We start from the raw sequence: 26,149 nt of genomic DNA, 5'->3' as shown, positions 1-26,149 counted from the left end.
GTAATTAAGGAAAGGATTGGATGGAATGATTGAAATTACGAATGTGTCAAAAAGTTATAATGGGTCTACTTATGCAGTAAAAGATTTAAGTTTATCTGTACCTAGCGGCGAAATCTTTGGATTTTTAGGACCGAATGGTGCGGGTAAATCAACGACAATTAAGATGATTACTGGTATTCACGGAGTGGACAAAGGGACTATTACGATTAACGGAAAAAATATTATGGAAGAGCCGATGGAAGCGAAGAAGACGTTTGGTTATGTGCCGGATAGTCCGGATATGTTTTTACGTTTAAAAGGAATTGAATATTTAAACTTTATGGCTGATATGTATGAAGTGCCGAAAGAAGTAAGACAAGAACGAATAGAGTCTTTAGCGAAGAAGTTTGATCTTTATAATGCATTATCTGATCAAATTCAAAGTTATTCGCACGGTATGAGACAAAAAATCGTTATTATTGGTGTGCTCGTGCATGAACCAGATGTATGGATTTTAGATGAACCGTTAACAGGGCTTGATCCGAAATCTGCATATATTTTAAAAGAAATGATGAGAGAACACGCGGATAAAGGAAAGATTGTATTTTTCTCTACACACGTATTAGAAGTAGCGGAAAAAATCTGTGACCGCGTCGCGATTATTAATAAGGGGAATTTGCAGTTTAAAGGGAATTTAGATGAAATGAGAGATCATTTTAAATCCAATGAATCACTTGAAAAAATGTTCTTGGAGATGACGGGAAATGAGTAAAATTTGGACGTTAACGAAGGTACTATTAAAATTAAATTATGCAGATTTTATAACAGATAAAAAGAAGCGAGGGGCGTATTTATTTTCATTTGCAGCTATTTTATTTGTTGGCTTTTTAATATTTGGTTCGATGACGCACGGAATGTATGAAGGTCTGAAACAATTAGGGCAAGAGCCGGGAATGATTATTGCAATGGGACTTGCGATTGCGAGTATATGGGTATTTTTAATAAGTATAACGAACATTTTAACTGTATTTTACTACAGCAATGACATTGAAATGTTACTGCCGTTACCATTAAAACCAGCGCAAATTATTTCGGCAAAATTTTTAACGGTATTAATTACACAGTACGTAATGAGTTCATTCATTTTATTACCAATCTTCATTACGTACGGTTTAAAAAGTGGCGCATTTATTACATATTACATATATATGATTTTTATTTACTTACTCTTCCCAATCGTGCCGTTAATATTAGCTTCGTTACTGATGACAATTATTATGAGGTATACAAATATAGCGAAAAATAAAGATCGAGGAAATATATTTATTGGAATCGTAAGTATACTATTTATTGTAGGAATTAACGTATTTATGCAGTGGAGAAATAAAAGTGCGTTTTCTGGAGACGGGGCTGCGGAATACCTTGTAAATAATCAATCTTCTCTTATAGTACAAATGACAAACTATTTTCCAACTACATATTTTGGAGCAGTGGCATTAGTAGAAAGTGCAAATTGGAAAGGTCCTTTATATGTAATAATCTTTGCAGTTATTTCATTTGTCTTCTTTGTGTTGTTTTATTACGTTGCAGAGCGTACATATTTAAAAGGGGTTATTGGACTTTCAACGAGTACAGCAAAGAAACAAGTTATTTCGGCGGAAGGTTTACAGAAATCAACAGTACAAAGTTCGCATTTAAAAGCGTATGTGAAAAAAGAATTTAAAACGTTATTCCGTACACCACAATTTTTCTTAAATTGTATTGTACAAACTTTCGTTATGCCAATTATGTTGTTCTTTATTTTATTTGTGCAAGATGGAAATTTAAAGTTTATTACAGAGTATATTAACAATCCAGAGACAACAGGATTCGCAATTGGTGTTGGTCTTTGTGCATCGTTATTTTTAATGGGTAGTAACGTCATTGCAACAACGTCATTTTCGCGAGATGGAAGCTCTTGGTTTGTGAATCGTTATTTACCTGTAAAAGCTTCGGACATCTTTTTTGCGAAAGCAATAACGGCTTGGTTAATTAATGTAATTATTTTAGCAGTATTCGGTATTACGATGGCAGTTGTAGCAGGAATTTCTCCTGTTTTCATGTTACTGTGGTTTTTACTAAGTGCGAACGGGTTATTGTTAATTAATTTAATCGGTACACGCTGGGATGCACAAACTGCAGATATACATTGGGATACAGAACAGAAATTATTTAAAAGCCGATATACAACATTGTGGAATTTTTTAGCTAATATTTTAATAGCTTTAATTATTGTAGCGGGAGTAAGTGTATTATACTTCTTCCTTCATGTCGGACTGTGGGTTATGTTTATCGTTTTATTTGTAATGTTTACGATTGTAAATTATATCTTTATTAAAATGTTAAAATTAGGTGCTGAACGTATACTGTCAAATATTCAATAAGAAGATAGATCCTCTGTATTCATGCAGGGGATCTGTGTATAGATGGAGGAGAAAAAGGTGAAGAAAATAGCAATTGTAACAGGGGCAACTCGTCTGAATGGAATTGGTGCAGCTGTATGCAAGGTGCTTGCTCAAAAGGGGATAGACATTTTTTTCACGTATTGGCCAAAGTATGATAAAGCGATGCCATGGGGAATGAGTGATCAAGAACCCTTTTTGCTGAAAAAGGAAATTGAAAGTTACGATGTGCGATGTGAAATGGCAGAAATCAATTTATCGCAGTCTTATTCGCCAAATCGTTTGTTTTATATGGTATCAGAACGGTTAGGTGATCCATCTATTCTAATTAATAATGCAGTGTATTCTACTCATACGAGAATTGAGGAATTAGATGTAGAGCAGTTGGATAAACATTATACAGTTAATGTTCGGGCTACTATGTTATTAAGTTCATTGTTTATAAAACATTATTCACTTAAAACGAGCGGGAGTATTATTAATCTTACTTCAGGGCAGTCAGTAGGTCCAATGCCAGATGAACTAGCATATGCAGCAACGAAGGGAGCAATTGAAGCATTTACAAAGTCAGTAGCACCAGTAGCGATGGAGAAGGGGATTACTGTTAATGCCGTTGATCCAGGACCAACAAATACAGGGTGGATTACAGAAGAATTAAAACATTATTTAGTATGGAAATTCCCGCAAGGTAGAGTTGGAGAAACAATGGATGCTGCGCGCTTAATTTCTTTTTTAGTAAGTGAAGAAGCGAAATGGGTTACTGGGCAAGTCATTCACTCGAATGGTGGTTATTCATAAAAATATTATGTTAACAAATATTGAGAAGCAAAAAACGAAAGAAAATTTTATTTTTTTTGTATAAATAAAATGTCAAGAAAGATAAAAATTTGATAGAAGAGTATATCGTCATATGAAGATAGTAATTCTTAATGTGACAATATACTCTTTTTCTTTTACTGGCGAGCAGAAAAATGAAGTAGAAGAAACTCGAATATTAAAATGAGCTTATCGGTTTTTGTCCGTATTATTATGAAGATTACTGTCGGAAAGATGATAATTCGTGTGAAAAGGGATTTTTTAAGGGGAAATCGAATCGTAAAGGGGAGGATAAATTATGTAAAACATAGGGGGATTTATATGAAATTAAAAAAGGTCGCTATCGCATCGATAACAATTGGTACAATGCTTACTATGGCAGCTTGTAGTCCTTCAGCAGATAAAGAAACGGAAAAGAAAGAGCAAGTAACTGCGCAAAATGATGGAGAAGCAAAAACGACAAGTGCAGATGAAGCGTCAAAAACAACGAAAGATACTGAAAAAACAGATAAGGATGCAAAAAATACGAAAGAATCATCAGGGACAGAAAGTAACGGCAAAACGTCAACTCAAAACGAAAATGTAAAAACAAAAGAAAAAGAGACGACAGGAAAAACGAATGATCAAACGACTAGCGGGAAAACAACAGATCAAAGCACAAGTACAAGCACAAACAATAACGGAAAGACAACGAAAGATCCGAAGAAAAGTGTTGCTGTGAAAACGAATGTTAAAGAAGTTGTAGCATTAATTGATAGTTTGGACAAGCAGTTAGCTGCTAATCCGAAATTGGAAACAGTGAATAAGCTTGGCAAACAAATTAATGAAAAGTGGGATGTGATTGAAAAAGAGCTAGAGGCATCACATCCGACGGATTCTAAAACAATCGGTCAAAGTATGTATCCGTTAATTGTAGGAGCGGAGAAAGAAAAAATCGATATTAATAAAATGAAATCTTTAACGACGAAAACGAAAAAAGATTTAAATCAGTTATTGACGAAACTTTCGTAGTTTCAAAAGCCTACTCGTGTGAGTAGGCCTTTTTTGGTTGTTGTAATGTGCACAGTATAACTTATTTATTTTCATTTTCAATTACGATGCGAAAGGAACTGAATACTTGTTGACTGACATAATCTTCTTCGCTAACTTTAAAAGGAAATGGAAAAGCGACGAGTTGAAAATTACTTTCCTGATTCACTGAAGGCAATGTGAAATTAAAGATTTGTCTCGTTTCAGGTGCAACCTTAGTATAAACGACTTTTCTATTGTTAAATATTTCAACTTGTTTCCAATCTTTAAAAGCCACGATTGCGTAAGTCATTTCATCTTTTGTTTCATTACCGTTTGATAGGGTTAATTGCTTGCCTTCCTTTTCAAAGAAGACAGTTTGTAAGTTCTCTTCACGGTTCGTAACAAATAATGGTTCGTAAAGACCATCTTTTAAAATAGCATCTGGATCTATAAGGGAGAGTTTTATTTTTTCGCTTTCTTTCTGAGGAGGATGCATTGAGTATCGCATACTTAGAATATCTTCTAAAATGGCTGCTTTATTTAAGTTATTATCTTTTAATTTGTATTCAGGTTTTTTAATTATTAAAAAGGTTAATTCACTTGCATTAGGAGAAATGTGTAAAGAGATTTTCGTAGTAATTGAACTGTTTGGTTTCATATCAAAAAAATAGTGTGATATTTCATTAGTAGTATCTTCTATTTTAAAAGGTTTTTGTTCGTAATTTTCTAGAACAATTAATCCATATTTTCGGTTTTCGTTAATAGTATGTACGAATGATAATGATACATTAATTTTATTATCCTCACTAGTAATTGTACTACCGTTGTTAATATGTTGGCCTTGATTATCCTTCAATCCGTAAGAAATAGTATTGGTTTGTTGCTCTCTCTTATTTTCTTTAGAAGGTGTATGAGGTTGTATGATTGAAGTATTGAACAAAATATAAATTGTAAGTAATGAAATAAGTAAAACACCGATAATAATATATATTTGTTTCATAAATAGCACCTCAATATATGTAAAGTATTAGAGAAAAAAGATATGCAAGATGCATATCTTTTTTCTCTTTCTTACCAGAAGGCTTTTGTTTCGTGATTCACATCATTATAACCACTTAATTTATAGGTGTGATTACCGATAGCGTAATCATCTCCATAATAAACGCTTGTGTTGGTCGCTGTAGCACTGACAAAGGATGATTTTTTTGCACTATTACTTTTCGTATTTACTAATGAGCCATCGCCATTGAAAGTTCTTGCTTTTGCATAAACATAGTCTTCGGTCGTAGTTGATTTCGATTTCGCAACTGCATATGGGTTACCAAAAAAGGGAGTATATACGCTAATGTTAGAGTCATTCTTAGGTGCAGCTGCAACAGTCAAACTAGGAACACTAGATGTTTTTGTTGATTGAATTGTATCAAAGTCAACTAAAACGGGCTGCTTGTCTACAGTATCGACCTCTGAAGCACTTGCGTTATTAGTAAAACCAAAACCTAAAACCGCTAACCCTAAAGTTGTCACCGATAAAGATTTTTTCATATTCACTAATTTTCCCACCTTTTTAAATTTTTGAGTTCGAACTCAATTCATACAATATATGAAAATTTCGAAACTCTCAATGGTTTATCCCATACTTAACTTTTCTTTTACTTTCGATTCAACATGTCTTCATTTGCAAAAAAGCGAATATATCTTCTAATGCTTAGCCAGCAAGGGATACAGGTTTAACTTTATGAAATTCGTGTAAATTTAAATCTATTCATGTCATTATCTCTGTTATTTTTAAGTTCATATGGGAAACTTATTAAAAAAAGGATGGTGACAAAAATGACAATCGATCGAATTTGTACAATTGGACCCGCAAGTAATAATAAAGAAACGTTAGCACAGTTAATAAAGAATGGTATGAAAATTGTTCGACTGAATTTATCGCATGGCACGCATGAAAGTCATAAAGACATCATTCGTTTAGTGAAATCATTAGATGACTCTATTAAATTTTTGGGTGATGTACAAGGTCCTAAAATAAGATTGGGTGAAGTGAAGGGAGAGCAAATTACACTTCAGGCAGGAGATTCTTTTATTTTACATACAAAACCAGTTACAGGGAGTAATACAGAAGCAAGTGTTGATTATGAAGGAATTGCGAATGATGTGAAAGTAGACAGTAGAATTTTGATTAATGATGGAGAAGTTGAATTAATTGTTGAAAAGATAAGTACGGACAAAATAGAAACAAAGGTTAAAACAGGTGGCAATATCTCATCTCATAAAGGAGTTAATTTACCAGGTGCGGTTGTTCGTTTACCAGCTATTACAGAGAAAGATAAAAAAGATATTCAGTTTCTTTTAGAAGAGAATGTTGATTTTATCGCATGTTCTTTCGTAAGAAAACCTAGTCATATAAAAGAAATACGAGATTTTATACAACAGTATAAAGAAACGTCACCTAATTTAATTGCAAAAATAGAAACGATGGAAGCAATCGAGAATTTTCAAGATATATGTAAAGCAGCAGATGGAATTATGATTGCAAGGGGCGATTTAGGAGTAGAGTTACCATATCAATGCATTCCGCTTTTACAGAAAATGATGATTCAGGAATGTAATCGAACAAATACATATGTCATTACAGCAACACAAATGCTTCAATCTATGGTAGATCATTCTATTCCAACAAGAGCAGAGGTGACTGATGTGTTTCAAGCTGTACTGGACGGGACGAATGCAGTTATGCTTTCAGCTGAAAGTGCATCAGGAGAACATCCAATCGAAAGTGTGAGAACATTACGTCTCGTTTCAGAATTTGCGGAGCATGTTAAAAAAGATGGACCTTTTGCGATGAAAGATGTACTGGAGTTACTGCATAAATCACTGAATGAGTGATGAATAAAAAAAGAGGGTGGATATGCATCCCCCTCGTGTTTACTCTTGTTCTTGTTCATCTAAAATCTTATCAAAAGCAGCAGATACTTTATCAAACTCTTCATCATTTTCAATGTATGAAAACTCATTATCTTCTTCTACTTTTAAAAAGAAAATATCAATGTCTTCCTCAGTTTCTGTTTGGATATCTTCAACAAAGGCAACTGCAATATACTCTGCGCCTTCGACATCCATCGCTCCAAGTACTTCTACTTCTTGCTCTTCGTTATTCTCATCACTAAGAGTAAACACTTCGCCAACTTCAATATCAGACATATTCATTCTCCTCCTGTTCGACTCTAAAAATAGAGCACTCAAACTGTATACATACTAACATATCTTTCCATGAAAAACCAAATTCATACGTAAGAAAACAACTGATTCTTCTTTAGTATGAGTATACAGCTATTAGGAGCATTATTTGTCTGTGCTATATTACTTAATCCATTCAACAATTGTATCCATAGTCTGTCTTGTTTTATCACGCTTTGGCTCTTCTTTACGGTAACCAAAGGCAACCATAACTGATACTTCAAGATTATCACCTTGTATAATGCCTTCTTGACGAAGTAAAGAATCTACTTCCTCTTTATCAAACCCTTCTATTGGACAAGAATCAATACCGATTTGAGCTGCGCTCGTCATCATATTACCTAAAGCAATATAAGTTTGTTTAGATGCCCAATCAAATACAGCACGATCGGATTGTAATAAGTTAAAATCTGATTCCTGGAACTTTTTGAAGAATTCATATCTAATTTTTTGAGTGTCTTCAGGCAATCCAATAATATCGTTCATCATATATTTAATATACTCTGCATCATAGTGCATATCTTTAATGTTTCTTGAAAGAACAATGACGAAGTGGCTTGCTGTTGCAAGTTGCCCACCAGCGCCCCATGAATACGGTTGTAGTTTTTCTCTTAATTCTTTATTTTGTACGACAATAAATTTCCAAGGCTCATATCCAAAAGAAGAAGGGGATAGTCTTCCTGTTTCTAAAATGAATTTGAAGTCCTCTTCTGAAATTTTGTGCATAGGATCGAACTCTTTACATGCATGTCTGAAATGAAAAGCCTCCATAATTTTTTCTTTTGTAATTTGGTTTGTATTTGTCATAAAAGTTCCTCTTTTCATGGATTTATTTTTGTAAGTAAATTATATTTTTAAAGTAACGTAGATACAAGTACGCACATTTATGTGGTATAGTATCAAAAAAGATACTAATGTTAAGGGAAGGGATTTATTATGGATTGTTCGAATGAAAATAATATAAATTACCCATTTTTAAATAAATATTCTTGTCCAGTTGAAGCTATGGTTGAGGTGATTGGAGGGAAATGGAAAGGGGTAATTTTGTATCATTTATTAGATGGTACAAAGCGGTTTAATGAATTAAAAAGATTAAAACCTAATATCACACAAAGAATGTTAACACTTCAGCTTAGAGAACTTGAAGCAGATGGCATCATACATCGTGAAGTATACCGTGAAGTGCCGCCAAAAGTAGAATATTCGTTAACTGAGCTTGGTGAATCACTTCGTCCAGTGATTCTATTAATGATGGAATGGGCAACTCATAATATGGAGAAGGTTTTGGAGAGTCGGAATACACAAAATAAAAGTTAATAGGTAAAGTGCTATAGTAGAGACGGCTGTGGATTTTTCTTGAATTGGTAGTGGGATTGGAAAACCGTATATTATCAAAATAGGTAATGGGATGTTAAAGATTTGTAGGATTAGATTGATTATAATTATTTTATGTAAACTGATTGCTTGATTATCTATAAAATGAAAATATCTACTTATCGTTGATATAGTGTAAGTTATGATAGATATATTCGAAAAATCGTTAATATAATTTCACTTACGAAGGTGTTGTTCGTTTAGGAAAAAGGGCTGTTATGTGCGGACAGCCCTTTTTTAATTTACCTGATTTACATTTTGAGCACATTTCACAATCATAACGTGCTAGGCATATTACAATAATTATTAAATGGATTATCTTTCAAAGAAGAAAGGGGAACCTTCACCTCACTACCTTCCTTCATATTCCGCAGCACAACAGTGTTTGTACTAAGTTCTTCTTCACCAATAATAAGCACGTAAGGGATATTCTCTTTGTTGGCATAATTAAGGGCACGTTTTAATTTGCGTCCAGCTAGCTCAAGTTCAACTTTTAAGGAAGTGGTAGAACGTAATTGCTGGGCGATTTGTAAGCATTGTAACTCTGTCCCGAGTGGGATGATAAATAGATCCGCTGTAGATGATATTGTTTCTTTCTGCGAAAGTGCTGTATAAATAACGTCTAAACCGAATGAGATACCGACTGTTGGATAGTTCATATTATCACCACGGAATGCTCCAATAATGTTATCGTAACGGCCGCCACTACCTATGCTAGATGTAATTGAGCCATCTTTTAGGAAGATTTCATATACAGTCCCTGTATACATTGTGAGTCCTCTTGCTAAAAACGGATTGAATATTGTATTTTCACTTATTCCGAGAGCGATTAAATATTGCTGTAATTGTTGTAATTCGTTTACGCCATCGGCAACGAGTTGGTTATTGAAAGCTTCTTTAAAGTCAACAATTGTAAGCTTTAGACAAGATAATACAGTATTACATATTGTATCAGCCATTTCTTCAGAAATGCCGCGCTCTAATACATCTTTTCGTACACCATCAATCCCAATCTTTTCGATTTTGTCTAATGATAAAATGACGTCACTTGTTAATTCAGTAGGGATGTTAATGGCCTGAAGAATACCATTTAACAATTTTCGGTTATTATATTGGATCGTTATCTCTAAGTTTAATGTTTGGAACAGCTCAAACGCCATGCTCATGAGTTCCGCTTCTGCCATGACTGATTCTACACCGACTATATCAACGTCGCATTGTATAAATTCGCGAAATCTTCCTTGTTTAATTGGCCCATCTCGAAATACTTTCCCGATTTCATAACGTTTAAAAGGGAGGCGGAGGTTCGGATTCTTTGCCACAACTTTTGCGAATGGAATAGTTAAATCGTATCGTAAGGCAAGATCACGTTTTCCTTGATCCTTTAGTGTATATATTTCTTTTAATATTTCATCGCCACCGCCGTACTTGTAAGACATAAGCTCATACATATTTAACATTGGTGTCTCTAACGGTTTGCATCCGTATCGTTCAAACGTATCTTCACAAGCCCTTTTAATTTTATTTCGCAGCACTTGCTCCTCTGGTAAATAGTCTTTTGTGCCTTTTACATTTTTCATTTCCATTGTAATCACTCCTATTTTAAAATTAAAAAAAGCTATGCGGGTATAAAAATACCCACATAGCTTTATGAACGCTTCGTGGGTCAACAGGAAAAGCCCTGTACCCACGAAGAAAAATTTTTCTTCGGATACACGGCGTTACGTATGATGATGAAGTTGGAAAGAAGTATTAAAATTTCGCATTACAAATCTCTCCTTAACATAAGTTTTTCCAAATTATATCAGATGATTTTTGAATTATCAATATTTTTAGTTTTGAAATATACGTGAAGTTATGTAGGAGAAATGGAAAAGGGTGTATAATAAAACTTAATAATATGAAATAACCTTTTAAGGAGAACGTTATGAAAAAAGATAAAACAAATGCGATGCGAATATTAGATAAAGAAAAAATTGAATATTCGATGATGTCATATGATCCAGACGATGGGAAAATTGATGGCGTATCAGTAGCCGAGAAAATTGGAAGAGAAGTGAGAGAAGTATATAAAACGTTAATCGCTCAAGGGAATAGTAAAAATTATCATGTGTTTATTATTCCGGTAGATGAGGAACTAAATTTAAAAGCTGCCGCAAAAGCAGTAAGTGAAAAGAAGATTGAAATGATTGCTGTGAAAGATATTACGAAAGTGTCAGGATATATTCGTGGTGGTTGTTCACCAGTCGGAATGAAGAAGTTATTTTCTACATGTATTGATGAAAGTGCCCAATCACTTGAAACGATGATAGTAAGTGGCGGGAAAATTGGTATACAAATTGAGCTTAAAGTAGATGACTTGGCGAAAGTGACGAGAGCGCAGTTTGGAGAGGTAACGAAGTAAATATACATAGGGAAAAGAAGTTCTAATTTAGATAATGATTTATCCCGCTATTTGTGGGAGTTTGACTACCGCTTAAATAGCGGGATAAAGAAATATTCTGCAAGTTAGATTTTTTATCCATCATAATTTTAATTCAACATAACAAATGTTAGTTTAAAACTTTGATGGATAAAATAAGCCCTTTTATTCTTGAAAAAATTGATCAAAATGAGCTTTTAATTGAATTATTGTTTTATATAAGATCGTATTTGCATTAGCGGTTTATAAAATAGTCTTGAACAATCTTGGAAAATTCTGTTGCGGCTGGAGTTAGTTCTTTTGCTGATTTCTTAACCAATCCAATCTCTCTGAAGATTTTGGGATTCAGCGGTAGACTACGTATATCTTTTAGTTCTTTGGATAAGGCTAGGTCAGGCATAATTGTAATTCCTAGCTTTCCAGCAACCATTGAAAGCACTGTTTGGTTATCTTTAATATCGTATGAAATGTTTGGTTTTATCTTTGCTTCACGAAATTTTTCTTCTATCAGTGTTTCACAGCCGGATCGCAACATAATAAAGTTTTCTCCAATAAAGTCTTCTAAATTGATAATAGAATTATTTTCGAAATGATGACCTTCATATATCACAGCGGATAAGGGATCATTTAACAGAGGAATAAATTTAACACTTTTGACTGGTAATGCTGCAAAACCAAAATCTACGGTTCCTTCTTCTACCCATTTTATGATTTCATCGTAACCTCCTTCATAAAGCCTTATCTCTATGTTAGGGAATTTTTCTTTATAGATAGAAAATAAAGATGGTATAAATCTAGCAGTAAAGCTGGGAAAACTCCCAATTGAAAGTTTTCCCATTTCCATCCCATTCACAGCTGCAACCTTTTGCTCAATATGTGCCATATTTTCAACAATTGCACGTATATGGGGGATAATATACTCACCTGCAGTGGTTAAAGATACTCCATTTCGTCCACGTTTTAATAAGTTCACACCAAGTTCTGTCTCTAGCGCTGTTATATTATGACTGACTCCTGATTGAGTAAGTCCTATTTGGTCTCCTGCTCTTGTAAAACTTCCATTCTCTACAACTTTTAAAAAGACTTCTAACTGAAAAAAATTCAATATTTTTCATCTCCTTCTTCTTTTTATTATACATGAGAAAGTCGAATGCAATAAATGAAAAACATTCATTTTACTTATGTGATAATCAAGAATACAATGAATTCAGCTTCAGAAAAATAGAATGATGGGGGAATCGATACAATGATGAAACAAAAATATAACAAGATACTATCGCCATATAATCTTGCCAATGGAACTACTCTTAAAAACAGAGTTGTAGTTGCACCTATGACAACTTACTCCGGTCAAGAAGACGGGCGTGTTTCCGACGAAGAGCTTGCCTACTATAGAAGAAGAGCAGAAGGTCCAGGGATGTTTATTACAGCTGCAGCTACGATTTCACCTGTAGCTACAAGCTTTCCTAGACAAATGAAAGTGTATGAAGAGAAGAGTATCAGTGGTCTTACAAATCTAGCAACTTCAATTAAAGAAAAAGGGGCAAGAGCGATTTTACAGCTTCATCATGGCGGTAGTGAATCTCTTCCAGGGTATACAGGCGGAGAACAAATGGTTAGTCCAAGCGGTATTGTAGCAAGCATTTATAAAGAAGCTGGAGAAGAATATACCCCCCGTGAGTTAAGTGAAGATGAAATTGTATCTACGATTCAAGACTTTGGAAGAGCAACCTATTTAGCTATCAAAGCGGGATTTGATGGTGTAGAAATTCATGGTGCGAATGGATATTTAATTCAACAATTTTTCTCTGCTTATTCTAATCACCGTAGCGACCATTGGGGAGGTTCATTAGAGAAAAGAATGAATTTCCCACTTGCTGTTATAGAAGAAGTAAAACGTGTACGTGATCACTATGCTAGCAAGCAATTTATTATAGGCTATCGATTTTCACCTGAAGAGCAGGAGGAATCGGGTATAAAGATGGATGATACAGTAGCATTTGTAAATAGGTTGGCTGACCAAGAGCTTTCCTATCTACATCTTTCTGTAAAGAATGTGTGGTCTCTTCCGCGGAGCGGTTCAAATCGAACATTAACACGGACAGAAATCTTTCGAGATGTCATTGCTGGCAGAACTAGTTTTATTTCACTAGGATCCATTTATACACCTGATGAAGCGCTAGATGTATTGGAGAAAGATGTACCTCTATTTGCATTAGGTAGAGAGATATTAATGGAACCAGATTGGGTGAAAAAAGTAGAGGAAGGCAGAGAAGAGAATATTGTGATCATCCTGCCTCGAGATAGCAGAAGTAAATTAGAAATCCCTAATCAAATGTGGGCTAACATAATCACTCGAGATGGTATGCCAGAAAAACGATAATCATATCTTACAAATATGTGCAGATATAAGGAGATTCATCATGAACAAAAAAGCATTAACACAACTAGCTCTAGCTATGTCCATATTTGGTTCTGTTGGCTTCTTTTCTCGTCTCACAGGACTTTTCTCAATTGAACTCGTTTTTGTTCGTTTAGTATGTGCTGCTATATTTTTGTTTACGGTTTGGCTTATAAAAGGGGATTTTAAGAACGAGATGTGGAACCACAAAGAATTGCTGTTCATCATCCCTTGAATGAGATGGAATTACATATAGTGTGGTTGCTACATTTTTTTATGTGGCAACCACGTTTTTTTTGAAAAGCATTACAAAGACGAGTGTATATGCGACAACTTTTCTGTAAATGCCCATAGGTGTCTTGTTACTAGTCTCATATGTTAATTTTTCATCATGATATTTATAAAGATTTACAACAAGTAACATGTCCAGTACTAGCAATCGCCAGGAAAGCCACTTCATCCAGAGTTGGAAGAAATAATTGTGAATTGGATGGAAGCACATTTTATCCCGGGCAGTAAGGTTTTTACATCAAAATTAGGTGAGGAAGTTGGGAAAGAAAGAAACTGCTTGTAAAAGATTGGCTGTTGAGTGGGAATCTAGTTTAGTATATAAAAGTTTTTAATGAAAAAATCTGTTAAGAGATAGGTTTTTTGTCTGATTTTCATTTAAAAACGAACATTTTAAGTTATTGTATCGAAAATGTTCACTTTTTTTCTTGCGCATATACTAGTAGTTTGTTATATTATCCATATAATAATTTTGAATAACATCACTCGTATATACTCGGTAATATGGTCCGAGCGTTTCTACCTAGTTCCCAATGAAAGAACTGGACTACGGGTTAAAGTATTCGGTCGCCCTGTGTAATGTGCGCTACCGTTCTATAATGTAGCATTGGTCTCATCTTTTGCTTCATTAACTTTGACTACCGTAGTTCTAGAAAGTAGAGAATCTTCTACAATTTCTAGAACTTTTTTTGTTTGGACCAAAAGCATCGAGTATAGAAAACAACAAGAGAAAGAGGAGAGATTATTTATGAAGAAGAATACGTTGAAAAAATGTGCTGCGCTAGTAACTACTGTTACATTGTTATTCTCGATACTTGCAGGATGTGATGCGAGTCCGAAACAAGTTGAGGCAAAAAGCAATCAAAAACCAATCTTAATTCAAGGGCCAATGCCGATAGAAGCAGAAAAGTTTGCGAAAAGGCTAAAAAATGTGAAAGAAGAAAAGTCTGGAACTTTTGTATTTTATAAAGGAACTGTCGACAATTATCCTGTAATCGTTGCGAAAACAGGTAAAGGAATGGAGAATACAGCAGCTGCTACAGCGGTGGCTATTGAAAAATATAAACCTACAGCAATTATTAACCAAGGAACATCAGGTGGACATGATCCAAATTTAAATGTATTTGATATTGTGTTAGGAAAACAAGTTGCAAATATAGGTTCATTAAAAACAACCAATAAGGATGAGAACCAAGGAATTGAGCCGACAAAATGGATATCTATGGACTTAATGGCTTCTGAAGGAAGTGCAGGAGAAGATCCAAATGCTGAGAAAATCCGATACTACGAAGGAGATAAGGAATTACTTGCAGCGGCTCATGCAGTGAAAGATAAGTATACAAAAGGTAAAGTAGTTGAAGGTACGATTGGTTCAGCAGACGTTTGGAATAATGAAGTTGATAGAATTAAGTGGTTCCATACAAAATACGGTACATCTGTAGAAGAAATGGAAGGAGCTGCAGCAGCTCAAATCGCGAAAGCTTATGATGTCCCATTTTTAGGAATTCGAGTGTTATCTAATAATAAAACAAACGGCGGGAAATACAACCCAAATACAGCAGCGGCAAATCAAGAATATGTATATGAAGTAGTTAAAAAATATATAGATTCAATGCAAAGTAAATAGTAGTAGTTCTGTCCCAGCATAAACGTCAAGTAACTGTAAATGCTTTCGAGACGGATAAACTTGTCTTAGGAATGGTAGTTGAGAAAGAAAAGCTTGTTTCTTATAAAAAATATAAGAAACAAGCTTTTTTATTTAAAATAAATTGGATAATTAAACTATAACATCAATGTGCATCATTGAATATCATAATAATATAATGGAGGTGATGTTATATGGCTCTTACTACAGGACCAATTGAAAACGTAGGAAATCAACCTGCTAATGCAAATAGAGTTAGGGTGAAGATCCTTAACCGTACTGCGGGCCCGCTTACTGGAGTAGCTAGAGTTTTTAGACTTGACGGTTCATTAGTATTAATTGAACAGGTAAACTTCAATGTGAATTCTAATGCTTCAACTTTTGAAACTCTAAGTTTAGTTCATCCTGCTTTTGGACAAGCATTTGAATATGAAGTTCAAATTGTTCCTAATCAACCTGGTGGACTATATAGTGTTTATGGACTAACAGCTGACAGTGTTATCATTACTGCACAACGTGTTGTGAACTCAGAATTGACACAGTTTCTTTAATTAAAATAGATTGGTGCCTATATGGTATCCAATCTATTTTTGTACGTATTATTCAGAGAAAGAAAGGTTTTACACAAAAATAAAGACAGTTATGGAAAAAGGAAAAGTAGAGCTATCATCTTGATTTTTATTATTTCTGTCCTAAACGCTACCTTTTTTGTTGCATGGTTTTCTTTGAATGCTTTTTATTCAAACTGTTTTTTTAGTATTTATCAAATATGCATTATTGCATAAAAAAATTTAAATTTATAAGTTAATATTAAACTACTTTTTAATTGTAAAGAATATTTTAATAATCTTTACGGGAGAAGGATATTTCTTGTGAAAAGTAAAATTGTTTGGAAAGTAGATAAACAAAAAGTTTGGAAATGATATAAACTCAATAGAGTTTTGTATTAAATAAAAAGAAAAGGGTGGGTATGGGTTTCTAAAAGTTTTGGGGGGGAGAAAGCATTTTTTAGTTAGTAGCTTCAAATTATATTTTAAAGGGGAATGGGTATATGAAGTTTCGAAAGACAAAGATTGCTATGATTACACTATCTTCATTTTTTATTTTAGGTTCTGCATCTCTATCATTCACAGATACTATACACGGTGAAGTAGCTCCTGCATCAGCACAAGAGATTATTGTAAAAAGTTATGACGATACATATTATAATAACGCAATAGGAAAAACGGGCTTAGAATTAAAGAAGGAACTGCATAATATTATTGATAATCATACAAAGTTATCATACAGTGCGGTTTGGGAAGCACTAAGAGATACTGATGAAGATCCAAATAATAAAAATAATGTGATACTCTTATATACTGGTCGTTCGCAAGGGAAGCTTACGAATGGATCAGGAGTAAATAACTGGAACCGTGAGCATGTTTGGGCAAAATCTCACGGTGACTTTGGAACGACTGCAGGACCTGGAACAGATCTACATCATTTAAGAGCGACGGATGTATCTGTAAATAGTTCACGTGGAAATCTAGATTTTGATAATGGTGGTGTAAATCATTCTGAAGCGACAGAATGTAAATATGATAGTGATTCTTGGGAACCTCGTGATAGTGTAAAAGGAGATATTGCTAGAATGCTGTTTTATATGGCTGTTCGTTACGAGGGAGACAACGGCGAAATAGATTTAGAACTAAATGAAAAAGTGAATAACAATAAAGATCCATACATGGGGAAACTATCTGTTTTATTAAAATGGAATGAACAAGACCCGGTGGATGATTTAGAGCGAAAGCGTAATGAAGTGATTTTTACAAAATATCAACATAACCGCAATCCTTTTATTGATCATCCTGAATGGGTAAATGAAATTTGGAACTAAGATTTTTAAAGGTATTATATTTTGATAAGAAGGGATTGATTATTATGATCAATCCCTTCTTATATCTATACTAGAATAAATGATTTTTATAGGATTGGAGAGGAAAATAGAATAGATATTTTTATGAAACGATAGTACTTATTTATCAAGTTAAGTATATTATGAGTCTTTTAGTACGGTCCCCACTCAATATTCACCCCAACAATAAGAAAAACAAGTCCAATGATAAACCAAATGAATGCAAGTGGAGCCATGAAACGAATCCATTTTCCGTAAGAAATACCGCTTGCTGCGAGAACGCCCATTAAAACACCGGAAGTTGGATTTAAGCAGTTTACTACACCTTCTCCAAGCATAACAGCTTGTACTGTAACTTGGCGTGTAATGTGCATGAAATCAGCTAATGGAGCTAATATCGGAATGAAAATAACCGATTCTCCTGTCCCGGATGAAATGAGGAAATGTAATGCGGCACTACTCACATACATGCCGATAACACCAAATACAGGGCTTTGTCCTTCGAGAGCTTGTGCGAGTTGGTTAACAATCGTATCAAGCAATTTTCCTTGTTCTAAAATGACTGAAATACAACGAGCCATTCCGACGATTAAAGCACCGTATATGAGATTTTGGCAACCTGCTAGAAAAGTAGAAGCGATATCGTTTGCTTTCATACCACCTATTATTCCCGCTGTAATTGCTATGAAAATAAAAGTAGCAGTCATTTCTGCGTCCGTCCAATGTAGACGAAAAGCGCCTATTAAAAATGCAATTAATGATAAAGCTGAAACGAGTAAAATTAATTTATGACGTATCGTCCAAGGAACTTCTTTTTTCTCTGTTTCTTTTTCGCTTGAAAGAGCGTTACTTGGAAACCAGTTGTCGCCAAGAATGCTTCCTTTATTTGATTTTTTCAAGCGTTTTACATACCAATTTATATAAAGGATAGTGGCAAGTAAAAAAGATATATAGATTGCGGTGCGTAAACCAATCCCGGAAAACATCGGAAGTTCTGCGATCTTTTGTGAAATGCCTAAAGGTGAGGGAGATAAAATAGTAGCATTAAAACCAGCATAAGTACCTAAATAAATAATTGCTACACCGACGATAGCGTCCCATTTTAACGTGCGTGCAACGATGATACCGATGGGGATAAAACCGATAACTGAGTTAACGATAATACCAGTCGTTCCAAGAATAGAAAAGAGCGCAGCAACTATACAAATGAAAAGTAATTGCTGATTCCGAAATTTGTTAATAACATGATAGATTAAACCGTCAAGAGCACCTGTTTTTTCAAGAATTGCAATAGCTCCACCTGTAAATAAAATTAGAAAGATAATAGGAGCAGCAAGTGTCATTCCTTTTTCAATAGCGGTAAAAAAAGAAACAAAGCCTACGGGTGATTGCGGAACAGAATGATAGCTACCTGGTATTGTTGTTGTAACGGTCCCGTTTGTAACCCTTTTAAATTCTCCGGCAGGAACGAAATAAGTAGCGATGGCGCAAAGTAAGGCAATAAAAAATAGTAGTACGTACGCATCAGGCATTTTAAACTTTGATTTACTAGGTTGTTTTTTTGCCTCAGTTTGTATTTGCATAAAATTCCTCCTTCTTCACTTGGTTAATTTTTAATATTCTGAATTTAATCTGTGAAATAGATTATAATAAAGGTGGCTTCTTAAGGCAATAGTTTTTGTATCCTTTCCCGTACATACAAATTATTGCAATATTAGACAGGGAAACGAAAATAAGCCAAGAATATGTTAAATAGAAAGAAAAAGGAAAAGAGGGAACAAAATGTGGAAAACTACGGATCTATGTGATGAATTTGAAAAGGAATTACAAATATGTCGCCAGTCTTTTCGGTCTTTTGGGAAGAAAGAACAATTCCACGGGAAAATTGCAACTGTAAAAGTGAAAGATGATAATGTACTAGTGAAGGAAGGATTGCAAACACTCCCAGAAGGAACAGTATTAGTTGTTGATGGCGGAGCGTCTACGAATTGTGCGTTACTTGGTGATAATTTGGCAGCTATTGCGGAAGAAAGAAAGCTAGCAGGAATTATTGTGAATGGATATGTTCGTGATTCTAGTGAACTAAAGAATATTAATATTGGTATTTTAGCGTTAGGGACGATGCCAAATAGAAGTGTGAAAGAAGGAAAGGGAGAACGAAATATTTCACTGCACTTTGGACAAGTGGAATGGAATCCAAATGAATATGTCTATGCGGATGAAGATGGCGTCATTATTAGTGAAAAGAGTTTACATAGTTAAGAGTTAATAAGTTATTATTCTTAGAAAATAAATCCGATAAAGCATGGACAAAATTCTTTGTCAATAGTAAAATAATACAGAAATTTAAAATTTACAGAATGTATAGGTTTATCGTTTTACGATAACTTAAATGGAAGTAAGTTGTGCCAAGAAAAGTGAATGTTATCACAATGATACGTTCATAAACAAAATTATTTTTCCTATACAAATATAGCCGCGAATAATGCGGGTAGGAGGTGTTGTACATTTTTGTTCGACACTTACAAAAAGAGAGTGTCAATCGCACGCCCTTGAAGGGCCTTTTTTTGTGTAAATGGTAGTAAGGGAGGAAATTTTGGGATGGCAATGTTGAAAAAATGGCTGCTTACATCATTAATGGCAGTGACACTTGTATTTGTTTCTTTTGCGAATACAGTACATATTACGTTTGCTGAAGGAAATACAGCAAAACTTGCAATTATTGGGGAATCACAAAAAGGCATTATGTTATGTCCGAAAGAAGAGCAAATTAAAGATGGGGAAACAGCTTTAAGTTTGCTGCAAAAGGTCATGGGGGACAAAGTAGAATCTGAAACGATGTCGTTTGGAACATATGTAAAAGGCATCGATGGTTTAATGGCCGGAGCTACAAGTGGTTGGACATACGATGTAAATGATACATCTGCACAAGTTGGGGCAGATAGTTATAAATTAGAGTCTGGAGATGTTGTTGTCTTTCGCTTTGTTTCAGACTGGAGCAATATGAGCCAGGAAACATTGAAAGAAACGTTAGATAAGTTCGGAACGTGTAAAACAGAAGAACCTAACGGTGGCAAAACAGAAGAACCAAAACCAGAAGGTCAAGACGGTAAAACACCAGATGGGAAAAATCAAGGTGACCAAGACGGTAAAACACCAGATGGGAAAAATCAAGGTGACCAAGACGGTAAAACGCCAGATGGGAAAAACCAAGGTGATCAAGACGGTGAAAAACCAGATGGGAAAAACCAAGGTGATCAAGACGGTAAAACGCCAGATGGGAAAAAACCAGAACAACCACAGCAAGAGAACATTCAAGTTCCAAGTGCACAATTAAATGAAGCCATTTCTAAAACATCAGACAAGATGTTACAAGATGGAATTGAAAGTGATTGGGTAGCTGTAGCGCTTTCTCGTTCTGGAAAGAATGTGCCAATTGAGGCAAAATTAAATTATGTTAAGTCAGTAACTGAAAAAGTAGAAAAGCGCATTAATCGTTTTTCAGCGACAGATTTAGCTAGAACAATTATTATGATGAATGCAATGAGTGCAGACCCTAAAAATGTAGGTGGACATAATTTAGTTCAAAAATTGTATGAGTCAGATAAAGTGAATTCTGTTACAGGTTATGCATTTGCTTTACTTGCATTTGATACGAAGAAGTATGAGATTCCAGTTGAATCAAAATGGAACAGAGTTGCTCTAGTGGAAGCACTGTTAAATAATCAGCATACAGACGGTGGATGGACTTATAATAGTTCAGGTAGTAAAGATAGTGCTAGTAGCGTTGATGTAACAGGTATGGTTTTATCAGCATTAGCTCCTTATCAAGAGCGATCAGATGTGAAACCAGCTATACAAAAAGCTGTTGCGTATTTATATAACGAACAGCTGCAAAATGGCGGTTTTTCAGCTGATGGACAAGAAAATTCAAATAGTACTGCGCAAGCAATTATTGGATTATCTCTTGTTAAAGATGTAGATCAAAATCGTCTTCATAAGGCAATGCAAAACCTATTATCATATCAACTTTCAAATGGTGAATTTAAATGGTTACCAAGTGATCAAAATGGTAACGGAATGGCTACAGAACAGGCTCTTTTAGCATTACTTCAATTTAAGGAAATGGGAAAATCTATTTATGATTGGTCTAATGTAGACGCTGGTGATGTAATTAAGCCAAAACCGATTGAAGAGCCAGAAAAGGTCGTTGAACCAGAAAATAATGTAGTAGAAAAAGAAGTTACTGAAGAACCGAAAGAACAAAACCAAGTACAACAAGAAACAAAAGATGAAAATCTAAAAGTAGTTGTAGATAACGAACCGGTTAAGAATAAAAAAATCGGAAACGGTAACAGTCTACCAAAAACAGGAGCATCTTCTCATAGTGCAGCAACAGAAGTAGGTATGGGTGTATTATGTATTGCTTCTGCATATGTATTATGGAGACGTAAAGCAGCTTAACAAAAAATTAGGAGCAATTATTTGCTCCTAATTTTCGTATGAAAGGTGAGAGATAGGATGAGTAAGGTGAAATGGTTCATTTCTTTACTGCTTTCGCTCGGGCTACTTGCCGGATGTGAAGAGGCAGCTGTAAAGCCTGAGAAGAAGGTAGAACCGAAGCAAGAAGAGGTAGCGAAACAAGAAGAACAAAAAGATGAAGCGAAGCCGGAAGAAAAAAAAGAAGAAAAGCAAGCTGAATCAGAGCAAAAGCAGCAAGAAGAACAGAAAGAGAAACAAGAACAAAAAGTAGAAGAGAAGCCGAAAGAGGAAAAGCCGCAGGCACAACCAGAGGTAAAGAAAGAAGAGAAACAACAGGAACAACCGAAAGAACAGCCGGCTGTAAATAAGCAACCAGAACAGCAACAAGCACAAGAAGAGAAACAACAACCGAAAGCACCAGAAGTAAAAGAAGAAGCAAAGGTTGTGAATCAGCCGAAAGAAATACCGAAGCAGGAGCAAAAAGTTGATCCGAATAAAGCGGAGAAAACGATACCGACTCCGGCAGTACCAAAACCTGAACCACCAAAACCAGATCCAGTACCAGTACCGAAACCACAAGCAAAACAAGTAACAATCTCGGTAAAAGGAAATAACGGATATATAATGGGTGCGAAAAAGATGGATGTACAAGATGGCGATACTGTGTATAAAGTATTACAACGTACAGGATTAGATGTTGATGCAAGCGGATCTAGAGATAGTATTTATGTAAAAGGTATTAATGATTTATATGAAAAAGATATTGCGGATACTAGTGGATGGAAATATCGTGTGAACGGTGCTTTTCCAAACCATAGTGCTGGTGTAGCTACGGTAAAACCAGGAGATACAATTGAGTGGGTATACGTATTACAATAAGAAAGGCATTCGGTAAAGGGCTATGAAAATAAGTTTTTCTTCTTTACATCCTTTTGTGAATTTTTTCTATTATATCGGGGTGATGATACTATGTATGATGTGTCTTCATCCTCTTTTTTTAATTGGAGCAATAGTATTAATTATTATGTTAAATGTGATGCAAGGAAATAGCGAAAAGATAAGAAAGATGCTACCGAGCACAATTGTTTTCTTTTTTATGGTAATTTTATTTAATTCGTTATTAACGCATAGAGGTCGAACTACGTTATTTTGGTTAGGTGATAGCCGTATTAAGCTTGAGGCGATTATGTTTGGAATAGTAATGGGGTTATTACTAGTTGCAGTTATGTTTACGTTTGCGTCATACAATGATATTATTTCCAGTCATAAATTTTTATATCTGTTTTCAAGAATTTCACCGAAAGTTGCATTGTTAACGATGATTACAGTGAGATTTGTTCCTTTGTTTATAAGGCGATTAAAGAAAATCACACTCGTCCAAAAAACGAAAGGTGTGCAGGTAGATTCAGGTTCAATGATGGAACGCGTGAAAAATGGTATGCAATTGCTGCAAGTATTATTAATTTGTTCATTAGAAGATGCACTGCAAACGGCAGATTCTATGCAAGCTCGTGGATTTGGTGTAACGAAACGTACGACATATATTCGCTATAGAATGGAAAAACGAGATTGGTATACGCTCAGTTATTTAAGTATTCTATTTATAATTGCTATCATATGTAGTACGTATGGCAGAGGAAAGTTAATCATTTATCCGAAAGTCGAATCTATTTTATTTCAGCAATACGATGGGATGATGTTTATCGTATTTACGATGTTTATTAGTTTACCAATTATAATGGAAGGAAGGGAATGGTTATGGTGGCGCATGCAGAAATAAACAATTTATCATTTGTATATGCTGATGAAAACGAAAAAGCGTTACAGCATATTTCTCTTTCTATTCAAAAAGGAGAGTTTATTGCACTTGCCGGCGGATCAGGATCCGGGAAGACGACTTTATTAAAACATTTTAAAAAAGAATTACTTCCAATTGGTAAGCGTACTGGGGATACATATTATGATGGTACTTTATTAGAAAATGTACCTGATTTGTTATCTGCTCAAGAAATTGGTATGGTATTTCAAAATCCAGAAAATCAACTCGTAATGGATACAGTGATTCAAGAATTAGCATTTTCTTTAGAAAATATCGGATTACCATCACATATTATTCAAAAAAGAATAGCGGAGCTTATTAGTTTTTTAGGATTTCAAGATTTATTGCATCAATCTGTTCACACGTTATCTGGCGGGCAAAAGCAACTTGTCAATTTAGCTGCGGTATTAGTTATGCAGCCGAAGTTACTATTATTAGATGAACCGACAGCCCAGTTAGATCCAATTGCTGCGAAAGAGTTTTTAGGATTATTAAAACGGATTAATGAAGAACTTGGAATTACGATTATTTTAAGTGAACATCGTTTAGATGAAGTTATCCCGCTTGCAACACGCGTTGTTTGTATGGATAATGGCTGTATTATGTATGATGGTAGTCCTAAAACTGTTATTACGAATATGTGGGGAGTAGAAACATTCCGTCCATTTATTCCGCAAATTCCAAGGCTATTTTTAGAGTGGAATGTGAGAGATATTCCGTTTACGGTGCGAGAGGCGCAAATGAAAATGAATAATTTTTCAGCGATATCATATGTAAATGAGCCAATAGCACAAAGTGAAAAGCAAGAGGTAATTTTAAGCGCAGAGCATATTTCGTTCCAGTACGAAAAAAGTAGTCCGCTTATTTTACGTGATTTATCAGTTTCGATTGAAAAAGGAAAATGGGTAGCGCTCGTTGGGAAGAACGGTACAGGTAAGTCTACACTGTTAACGATTTTAGCAGGATTACAAAAAGCGAGAAGAGGGAAAGTAAAGTGGAACGGGAAAGTGATACATAAAATTGATTCGAAAGAACGATTTAAAAGGATCGGGTATGTATCGCAACATCCGTATTATCATTTTACATTTGATACAGTGTGGGATGAAGTGTATGAACGTGCACGTGAATTATACGGAGAACAAGGAAAAGAAATAGCAGAAGATATGTTGAAGAAGTTTTGGTTGTACTCGCTTAAAGAACGCCATCCGCATGATTGTAGCGGGGGAGAGCAACAACTACTTGCGTTATGTACAACGTTATTATCAAAGCCAACTTTATTATTACTTGATGAACCGACAAAGGGGCTAGATCCGTGGAAGAAAGAAAGAGTAGGAGAACTATTTAGGAAGCTACAAAAAGAAGGAACAACAATTATAATGGCAACGCATGACATTGAATTTGCAGCGAAATACGTTGATCAATGTATGATGTTATTTGACGGAACAGTCATTATGAATGATGCACCGAAAGAATTTTTTAGCGGCAATTTCTTTTATACAACATCTATTAATCGATTCATTCGAAAAGAATTGCCATATGCATTAACGTGGGAGGATGTGTACGAAGCGTGTCCAAACGATATGTTGCATTCATAATATGTATTTTTGCAGTAATAATAGGCACATTACTTCTTACGACACTTGTCATGGACGGTTATTACATGTTAAGTAGTTTGTTTATATTAGCGGTTATTATGTTACCTTTCTATATCCGTTTTGAAAGGAAGGCGTTTGTTTCACGTGAAATTGTTCTCGTTGCTGTATTAGCGGCAATTGCAGCAGTAAGCAGAGTGCCATTTTCTATTTTACCAAGTGTACAACCAACTTCTTTTGTCATTATTGTTTCTGCAATTGTATTTGGAAGTGAAACTGGTTTTATGATTGGTGCCACAGCAGCGATCGTATCTAATATTTTTTTAGGACAAGGTCCGTGGACACCGTGGCAAATGTTTTCGTGGGGCATGATTGGTTTTATAGCAGGTTTACTTCGTAATACATTTTTAATGAAAAAACTATGGGGGAGACTTCTTTACGGAGTAATCGTTGGATTTTTATTTGGCTGGATTATGAATTTCTGGGGTCTTCTCGGTTTTATACGAGAAGCAACGTGGGAGACTGTCATTTCGTATTATATCGCAAGTTTTTATTTTGATTTGAGTCATGCGATTTCGAATGTTATTTTCTTACTACTATTTAGTACGTCTTGGATTACGATTCTTACAAGATTTAAAAAGAAATACGGTATATTAGATGAGCATAACGTGACATAGAAAAGCATACTCATATAAGGTAGGGTCGCGACTTACATATTCGTTTGCCTCTTTCATGCTTCTTA

The 26,149-nt window shown here is 34.8% G+C and carries 25 protein-coding genes, 1 pseudogene and 1 riboswitch; of the genes and pseudogenes, 19 read left to right on the top strand and 7 right to left on the bottom strand.

Annotation, left to right across the window (positions count from 1 at the left end):
• Positions 1-25 precede the first annotated feature (25 nt).
• From AC241_RS16215 to AC241_RS16200, 4 genes are all read left to right on the top strand, one after another.
• On the top strand, positions 26-751 hold the full coding sequence (locus tag AC241_RS16215; protein WP_000570204.1) for an ABC transporter ATP-binding protein: 726 nt from the start codon (positions 26-28) through the stop codon (positions 749-751).
• On the top strand, positions 744-2,402 hold the full coding sequence (locus tag AC241_RS16210) for a putative ABC transporter permease subunit (RefSeq protein WP_050844256.1): 1,659 nt from the start codon (positions 744-746) through the stop codon (positions 2,400-2,402). The genes AC241_RS16215 and AC241_RS16210 overlap by 8 nt, the downstream gene beginning before the upstream one ends.
• Positions 2,403-2,459: 57 nt before the next feature.
• Complete coding sequence (locus AC241_RS16205) at positions 2,460-3,218, top strand: SDR family oxidoreductase (protein ID WP_016080909.1); 759 nt, start codon at positions 2,460-2,462, stop codon at positions 3,216-3,218.
• 339 nt (positions 3,219-3,557) lie between these two features.
• Complete coding sequence (locus tag AC241_RS16200; protein WP_050844254.1) at positions 3,558-4,247, top strand: hypothetical protein; 690 nt, start codon at positions 3,558-3,560, stop codon at positions 4,245-4,247.
• 61 nt (positions 4,248-4,308) lie between these two features.
• Here AC241_RS16200 and AC241_RS16195 read toward each other — a convergent pair whose 3' ends face one another.
• Both AC241_RS16195 and AC241_RS16190 read right to left on the bottom strand, forming a co-directional pair.
• A complete protein-coding gene (locus tag AC241_RS16195) occupies positions 4,309-5,247 on the bottom strand; it encodes a hypothetical protein (RefSeq protein ID WP_029442842.1) in 939 nt (312 codons plus the stop codon).
• A gap of 71 nt (positions 5,248-5,318) precedes the next feature.
• Positions 5,319-5,795 (bottom strand): hypothetical protein, encoded by a 477-nt coding sequence (locus AC241_RS16190; RefSeq protein ID WP_001056356.1) that lies wholly within the window; start codon positions 5,793-5,795, stop codon positions 5,319-5,321.
• A 282-nt stretch (positions 5,796-6,077) separates the two neighbouring features.
• On the opposite strand from AC241_RS16190, the gene AC241_RS16185 reads away from it, so the two are divergent.
• A complete protein-coding gene (locus tag AC241_RS16185) occupies positions 6,078-7,136 on the top strand; it encodes a pyruvate kinase (protein ID WP_016080912.1) in 1,059 nt (352 codons plus the stop codon).
• Between the two features lie 39 nt (positions 7,137-7,175).
• Here AC241_RS16185 and AC241_RS16180 read toward each other — a convergent pair whose 3' ends face one another.
• Entirely contained in the window at positions 7,176-7,457 is a 282-nt protein-coding gene (locus tag AC241_RS16180; RefSeq protein WP_025118598.1) for a DUF1292 domain-containing protein, read from the bottom strand.
• Between the two features lie 153 nt (positions 7,458-7,610).
• A complete protein-coding gene (locus tag AC241_RS16175; RefSeq protein ID WP_029442840.1) occupies positions 7,611-8,294 on the bottom strand; it encodes an NAD(P)H-dependent oxidoreductase in 684 nt (227 codons plus the stop codon).
• A gap of 129 nt (positions 8,295-8,423) precedes the next feature.
• Here AC241_RS16175 and AC241_RS16170 point away from each other — a divergent pair, with 129 nt between their 5' ends.
• Positions 8,424-8,804, top strand: coding sequence for a winged helix-turn-helix transcriptional regulator (locus AC241_RS16170; protein ID WP_048564578.1), 381 nt, complete (start codon positions 8,424-8,426; stop codon positions 8,802-8,804).
• Positions 8,805-9,136: 332 nt separating this feature from the next.
• Here the strand turns inward: AC241_RS16170 and AC241_RS16165 are convergent, their stop codons facing one another.
• A complete protein-coding gene (locus AC241_RS16165) occupies positions 9,137-10,447 on the bottom strand; it encodes a histidine--tRNA ligase (RefSeq protein WP_050844252.1) in 1,311 nt (436 codons plus the stop codon).
• Positions 10,448-10,788: 341 nt separating this feature from the next.
• On the opposite strand from AC241_RS16165, the gene ybaK reads away from it, so the two are divergent.
• Positions 10,789-11,265, top strand: a complete 477-nt coding sequence (gene ybaK / locus AC241_RS16160; RefSeq protein ID WP_000710852.1) for a Cys-tRNA(Pro) deacylase — start codon at positions 10,789-10,791, stop codon at positions 11,263-11,265.
• A 253-nt stretch (positions 11,266-11,518) separates the two neighbouring features.
• Here ybaK and AC241_RS16155 read toward each other — a convergent pair whose 3' ends face one another.
• Positions 11,519-12,388, bottom strand: coding sequence for a LysR family transcriptional regulator (locus AC241_RS16155; protein ID WP_029442837.1), 870 nt, complete (start codon positions 12,386-12,388; stop codon positions 11,519-11,521).
• 141 nt (positions 12,389-12,529) lie between these two features.
• Between AC241_RS16155 and AC241_RS33065 the strand changes: the two genes are divergently transcribed.
• The 6 genes and pseudogenes from AC241_RS33065 to AC241_RS16130 all read left to right on the top strand — a co-directional run bounded on the left by AC241_RS33065 (position 12,530) and on the right by AC241_RS16130 (position 17,496).
• Positions 12,530-13,666 (top strand): NADH-dependent flavin oxidoreductase, encoded by a 1,137-nt coding sequence (locus tag AC241_RS33065; protein WP_080990818.1) that lies wholly within the window; start codon positions 12,530-12,532, stop codon positions 13,664-13,666.
• A 40-nt stretch (positions 13,667-13,706) separates the two neighbouring features.
• Positions 13,707-13,919: a hypothetical protein gene (locus AC241_RS16145; protein WP_029442835.1), complete on the top strand. Its 213-nt coding sequence runs from the start codon at positions 13,707-13,709 to the stop codon at positions 13,917-13,919.
• 149 nt (positions 13,920-14,068) lie between these two features.
• A pseudogene (locus tag AC241_RS33060) lies at positions 14,069-14,258 on the top strand (hypothetical protein); the annotation flags it as partial.
• Positions 14,259-14,438: 180 nt separating this feature from the next.
• Positions 14,439-14,542: riboswitch (purine riboswitch) on the top strand.
• Between the two features lie 178 nt (positions 14,543-14,720).
• Positions 14,721-15,599: a 5'-methylthioadenosine/S-adenosylhomocysteine nucleosidase gene (locus AC241_RS16140; RefSeq protein ID WP_016080921.1), complete on the top strand. Its 879-nt coding sequence runs from the start codon at positions 14,721-14,723 to the stop codon at positions 15,597-15,599.
• 212 nt (positions 15,600-15,811) lie between these two features.
• Complete coding sequence (locus AC241_RS16135; RefSeq protein ID WP_016080922.1) at positions 15,812-16,168, top strand: hypothetical protein; 357 nt, start codon at positions 15,812-15,814, stop codon at positions 16,166-16,168.
• Between the two features lie 500 nt (positions 16,169-16,668).
• The gene (locus AC241_RS16130; protein WP_043936668.1) at positions 16,669-17,496 is read left to right on the top strand and encodes an endonuclease I family protein; all 828 of its coding nucleotides are present in this window, start codon (positions 16,669-16,671) and stop codon (positions 17,494-17,496) included.
• Positions 17,497-17,666: 170 nt separating this feature from the next.
• On the opposite strand, the gene AC241_RS16125 is transcribed toward AC241_RS16130, so the two are convergent.
• The gene (locus AC241_RS16125; protein WP_016080924.1) at positions 17,667-19,097 is read right to left on the bottom strand and encodes a YfcC family protein; all 1,431 of its coding nucleotides are present in this window, start codon (positions 19,095-19,097) and stop codon (positions 17,667-17,669) included.
• A gap of 199 nt (positions 19,098-19,296) precedes the next feature.
• Between AC241_RS16125 and rraA the strand changes: the two genes are divergently transcribed.
• From rraA to AC241_RS16095, 6 genes are all read left to right on the top strand, one after another.
• Entirely contained in the window at positions 19,297-19,776 is a 480-nt protein-coding gene (rraA, locus tag AC241_RS16120; RefSeq protein ID WP_029442832.1) for a ribonuclease E activity regulator RraA, read from the top strand.
• Positions 19,777-20,115: 339 nt separating this feature from the next.
• A complete protein-coding gene (locus tag AC241_RS16115; protein WP_050844250.1) occupies positions 20,116-21,978 on the top strand; it encodes a DUF4430 domain-containing protein in 1,863 nt (620 codons plus the stop codon).
• 57 nt (positions 21,979-22,035) lie between these two features.
• On the top strand, positions 22,036-22,875 hold the full coding sequence (locus tag AC241_RS16110) for a DUF4430 domain-containing protein (protein WP_043936666.1): 840 nt from the start codon (positions 22,036-22,038) through the stop codon (positions 22,873-22,875).
• A gap of 22 nt (positions 22,876-22,897) precedes the next feature.
• On the top strand, positions 22,898-23,776 hold the full coding sequence (locus AC241_RS16105) for an energy-coupling factor transporter transmembrane component T (protein ID WP_050844248.1): 879 nt from the start codon (positions 22,898-22,900) through the stop codon (positions 23,774-23,776).
• Positions 23,749-25,410, top strand: a complete 1,662-nt coding sequence (locus tag AC241_RS16100; protein WP_050844246.1) for an ABC transporter ATP-binding protein — start codon at positions 23,749-23,751, stop codon at positions 25,408-25,410. The genes AC241_RS16105 and AC241_RS16100 overlap by 28 nt, the downstream gene beginning before the upstream one ends.
• A complete protein-coding gene (locus AC241_RS16095; RefSeq protein WP_016080929.1) occupies positions 25,383-26,084 on the top strand; it encodes an ECF transporter S component in 702 nt (233 codons plus the stop codon). The genes AC241_RS16100 and AC241_RS16095 overlap by 28 nt, the downstream gene beginning before the upstream one ends.
• The last annotated feature ends 65 nt before the right edge of the window (positions 26,085-26,149 follow it).

The organism is Bacillus thuringiensis (assembly GCF_001182785.1).
GTDB classification, from domain to species: domain Bacteria; phylum Bacillota; class Bacilli; order Bacillales; family Bacillaceae_G; genus Bacillus_A; species Bacillus_A thuringiensis_S.
Note: the sequence above shows the minus strand (reverse complement) of the source record. Positions and strands in the feature narration are given on the sequence as shown.

Coding starts and splice junctions, on each gene's coding strand:
- AC241_RS16145 (WP_029442835.1), top strand. CDS start 13,707: ATGAACAAAAAAGCATTAACACAACTAGCTCTAGCTATGTCCATATTT.
- AC241_RS16200 (WP_050844254.1), top strand. CDS start 3,558: ATGAAATTAAAAAAGGTCGCTATCGCATCGATAACAATTGGTACAATG.
- ybaK (WP_000710852.1), top strand. CDS start 10,789: ATGAAAAAAGATAAAACAAATGCGATGCGAATATTAGATAAAGAAAAA.
- AC241_RS16210 (WP_050844256.1), top strand. CDS start 744: ATGAGTAAAATTTGGACGTTAACGAAGGTACTATTAAAATTAAATTAT.
- AC241_RS16185 (WP_016080912.1), top strand. CDS start 6,078: ATGACAATCGATCGAATTTGTACAATTGGACCCGCAAGTAATAATAAA.
- AC241_RS16215 (WP_000570204.1), top strand. CDS start 26: ATGATTGAAATTACGAATGTGTCAAAAAGTTATAATGGGTCTACTTAT.
- AC241_RS16110 (WP_043936666.1), top strand. CDS start 22,036: ATGAGTAAGGTGAAATGGTTCATTTCTTTACTGCTTTCGCTCGGGCTA.
- AC241_RS16140 (WP_016080921.1), top strand. CDS start 14,721: ATGAAGAAGAATACGTTGAAAAAATGTGCTGCGCTAGTAACTACTGTT.
- AC241_RS16125 (WP_016080924.1), bottom strand. CDS start 19,097: ATGCAAATACAAACTGAGGCAAAAAAACAACCTAGTAAATCAAAGTTT.
- AC241_RS16180 (WP_025118598.1), bottom strand. CDS start 7,457: ATGAATATGTCTGATATTGAAGTTGGCGAAGTGTTTACTCTTAGTGAT.
- AC241_RS16195 (WP_029442842.1), bottom strand. CDS start 5,247: ATGAAACAAATATATATTATTATCGGTGTTTTACTTATTTCATTACTT.
- AC241_RS16135 (WP_016080922.1), top strand. CDS start 15,812: ATGGCTCTTACTACAGGACCAATTGAAAACGTAGGAAATCAACCTGCT.
- AC241_RS16170 (WP_048564578.1), top strand. CDS start 8,424: ATGGATTGTTCGAATGAAAATAATATAAATTACCCATTTTTAAATAAA.
- AC241_RS16100 (WP_050844246.1), top strand. CDS start 23,749: ATGGTTATGGTGGCGCATGCAGAAATAAACAATTTATCATTTGTATAT.
- AC241_RS16105 (WP_050844248.1), top strand. CDS start 22,898: ATGAAAATAAGTTTTTCTTCTTTACATCCTTTTGTGAATTTTTTCTAT.
- AC241_RS16130 (WP_043936668.1), top strand. CDS start 16,669: ATGAAGTTTCGAAAGACAAAGATTGCTATGATTACACTATCTTCATTT.
- AC241_RS33065 (WP_080990818.1), top strand. CDS start 12,530: ATGATGAAACAAAAATATAACAAGATACTATCGCCATATAATCTTGCC.
- AC241_RS16175 (WP_029442840.1), bottom strand. CDS start 8,294: ATGACAAATACAAACCAAATTACAAAAGAAAAAATTATGGAGGCTTTT.
- AC241_RS16115 (WP_050844250.1), top strand. CDS start 20,116: ATGGCAATGTTGAAAAAATGGCTGCTTACATCATTAATGGCAGTGACA.
- AC241_RS16165 (WP_050844252.1), bottom strand. CDS start 10,447: ATGGAAATGAAAAATGTAAAAGGCACAAAAGACTATTTACCAGAGGAG.
- rraA (WP_029442832.1), top strand. CDS start 19,297: ATGTGGAAAACTACGGATCTATGTGATGAATTTGAAAAGGAATTACAA.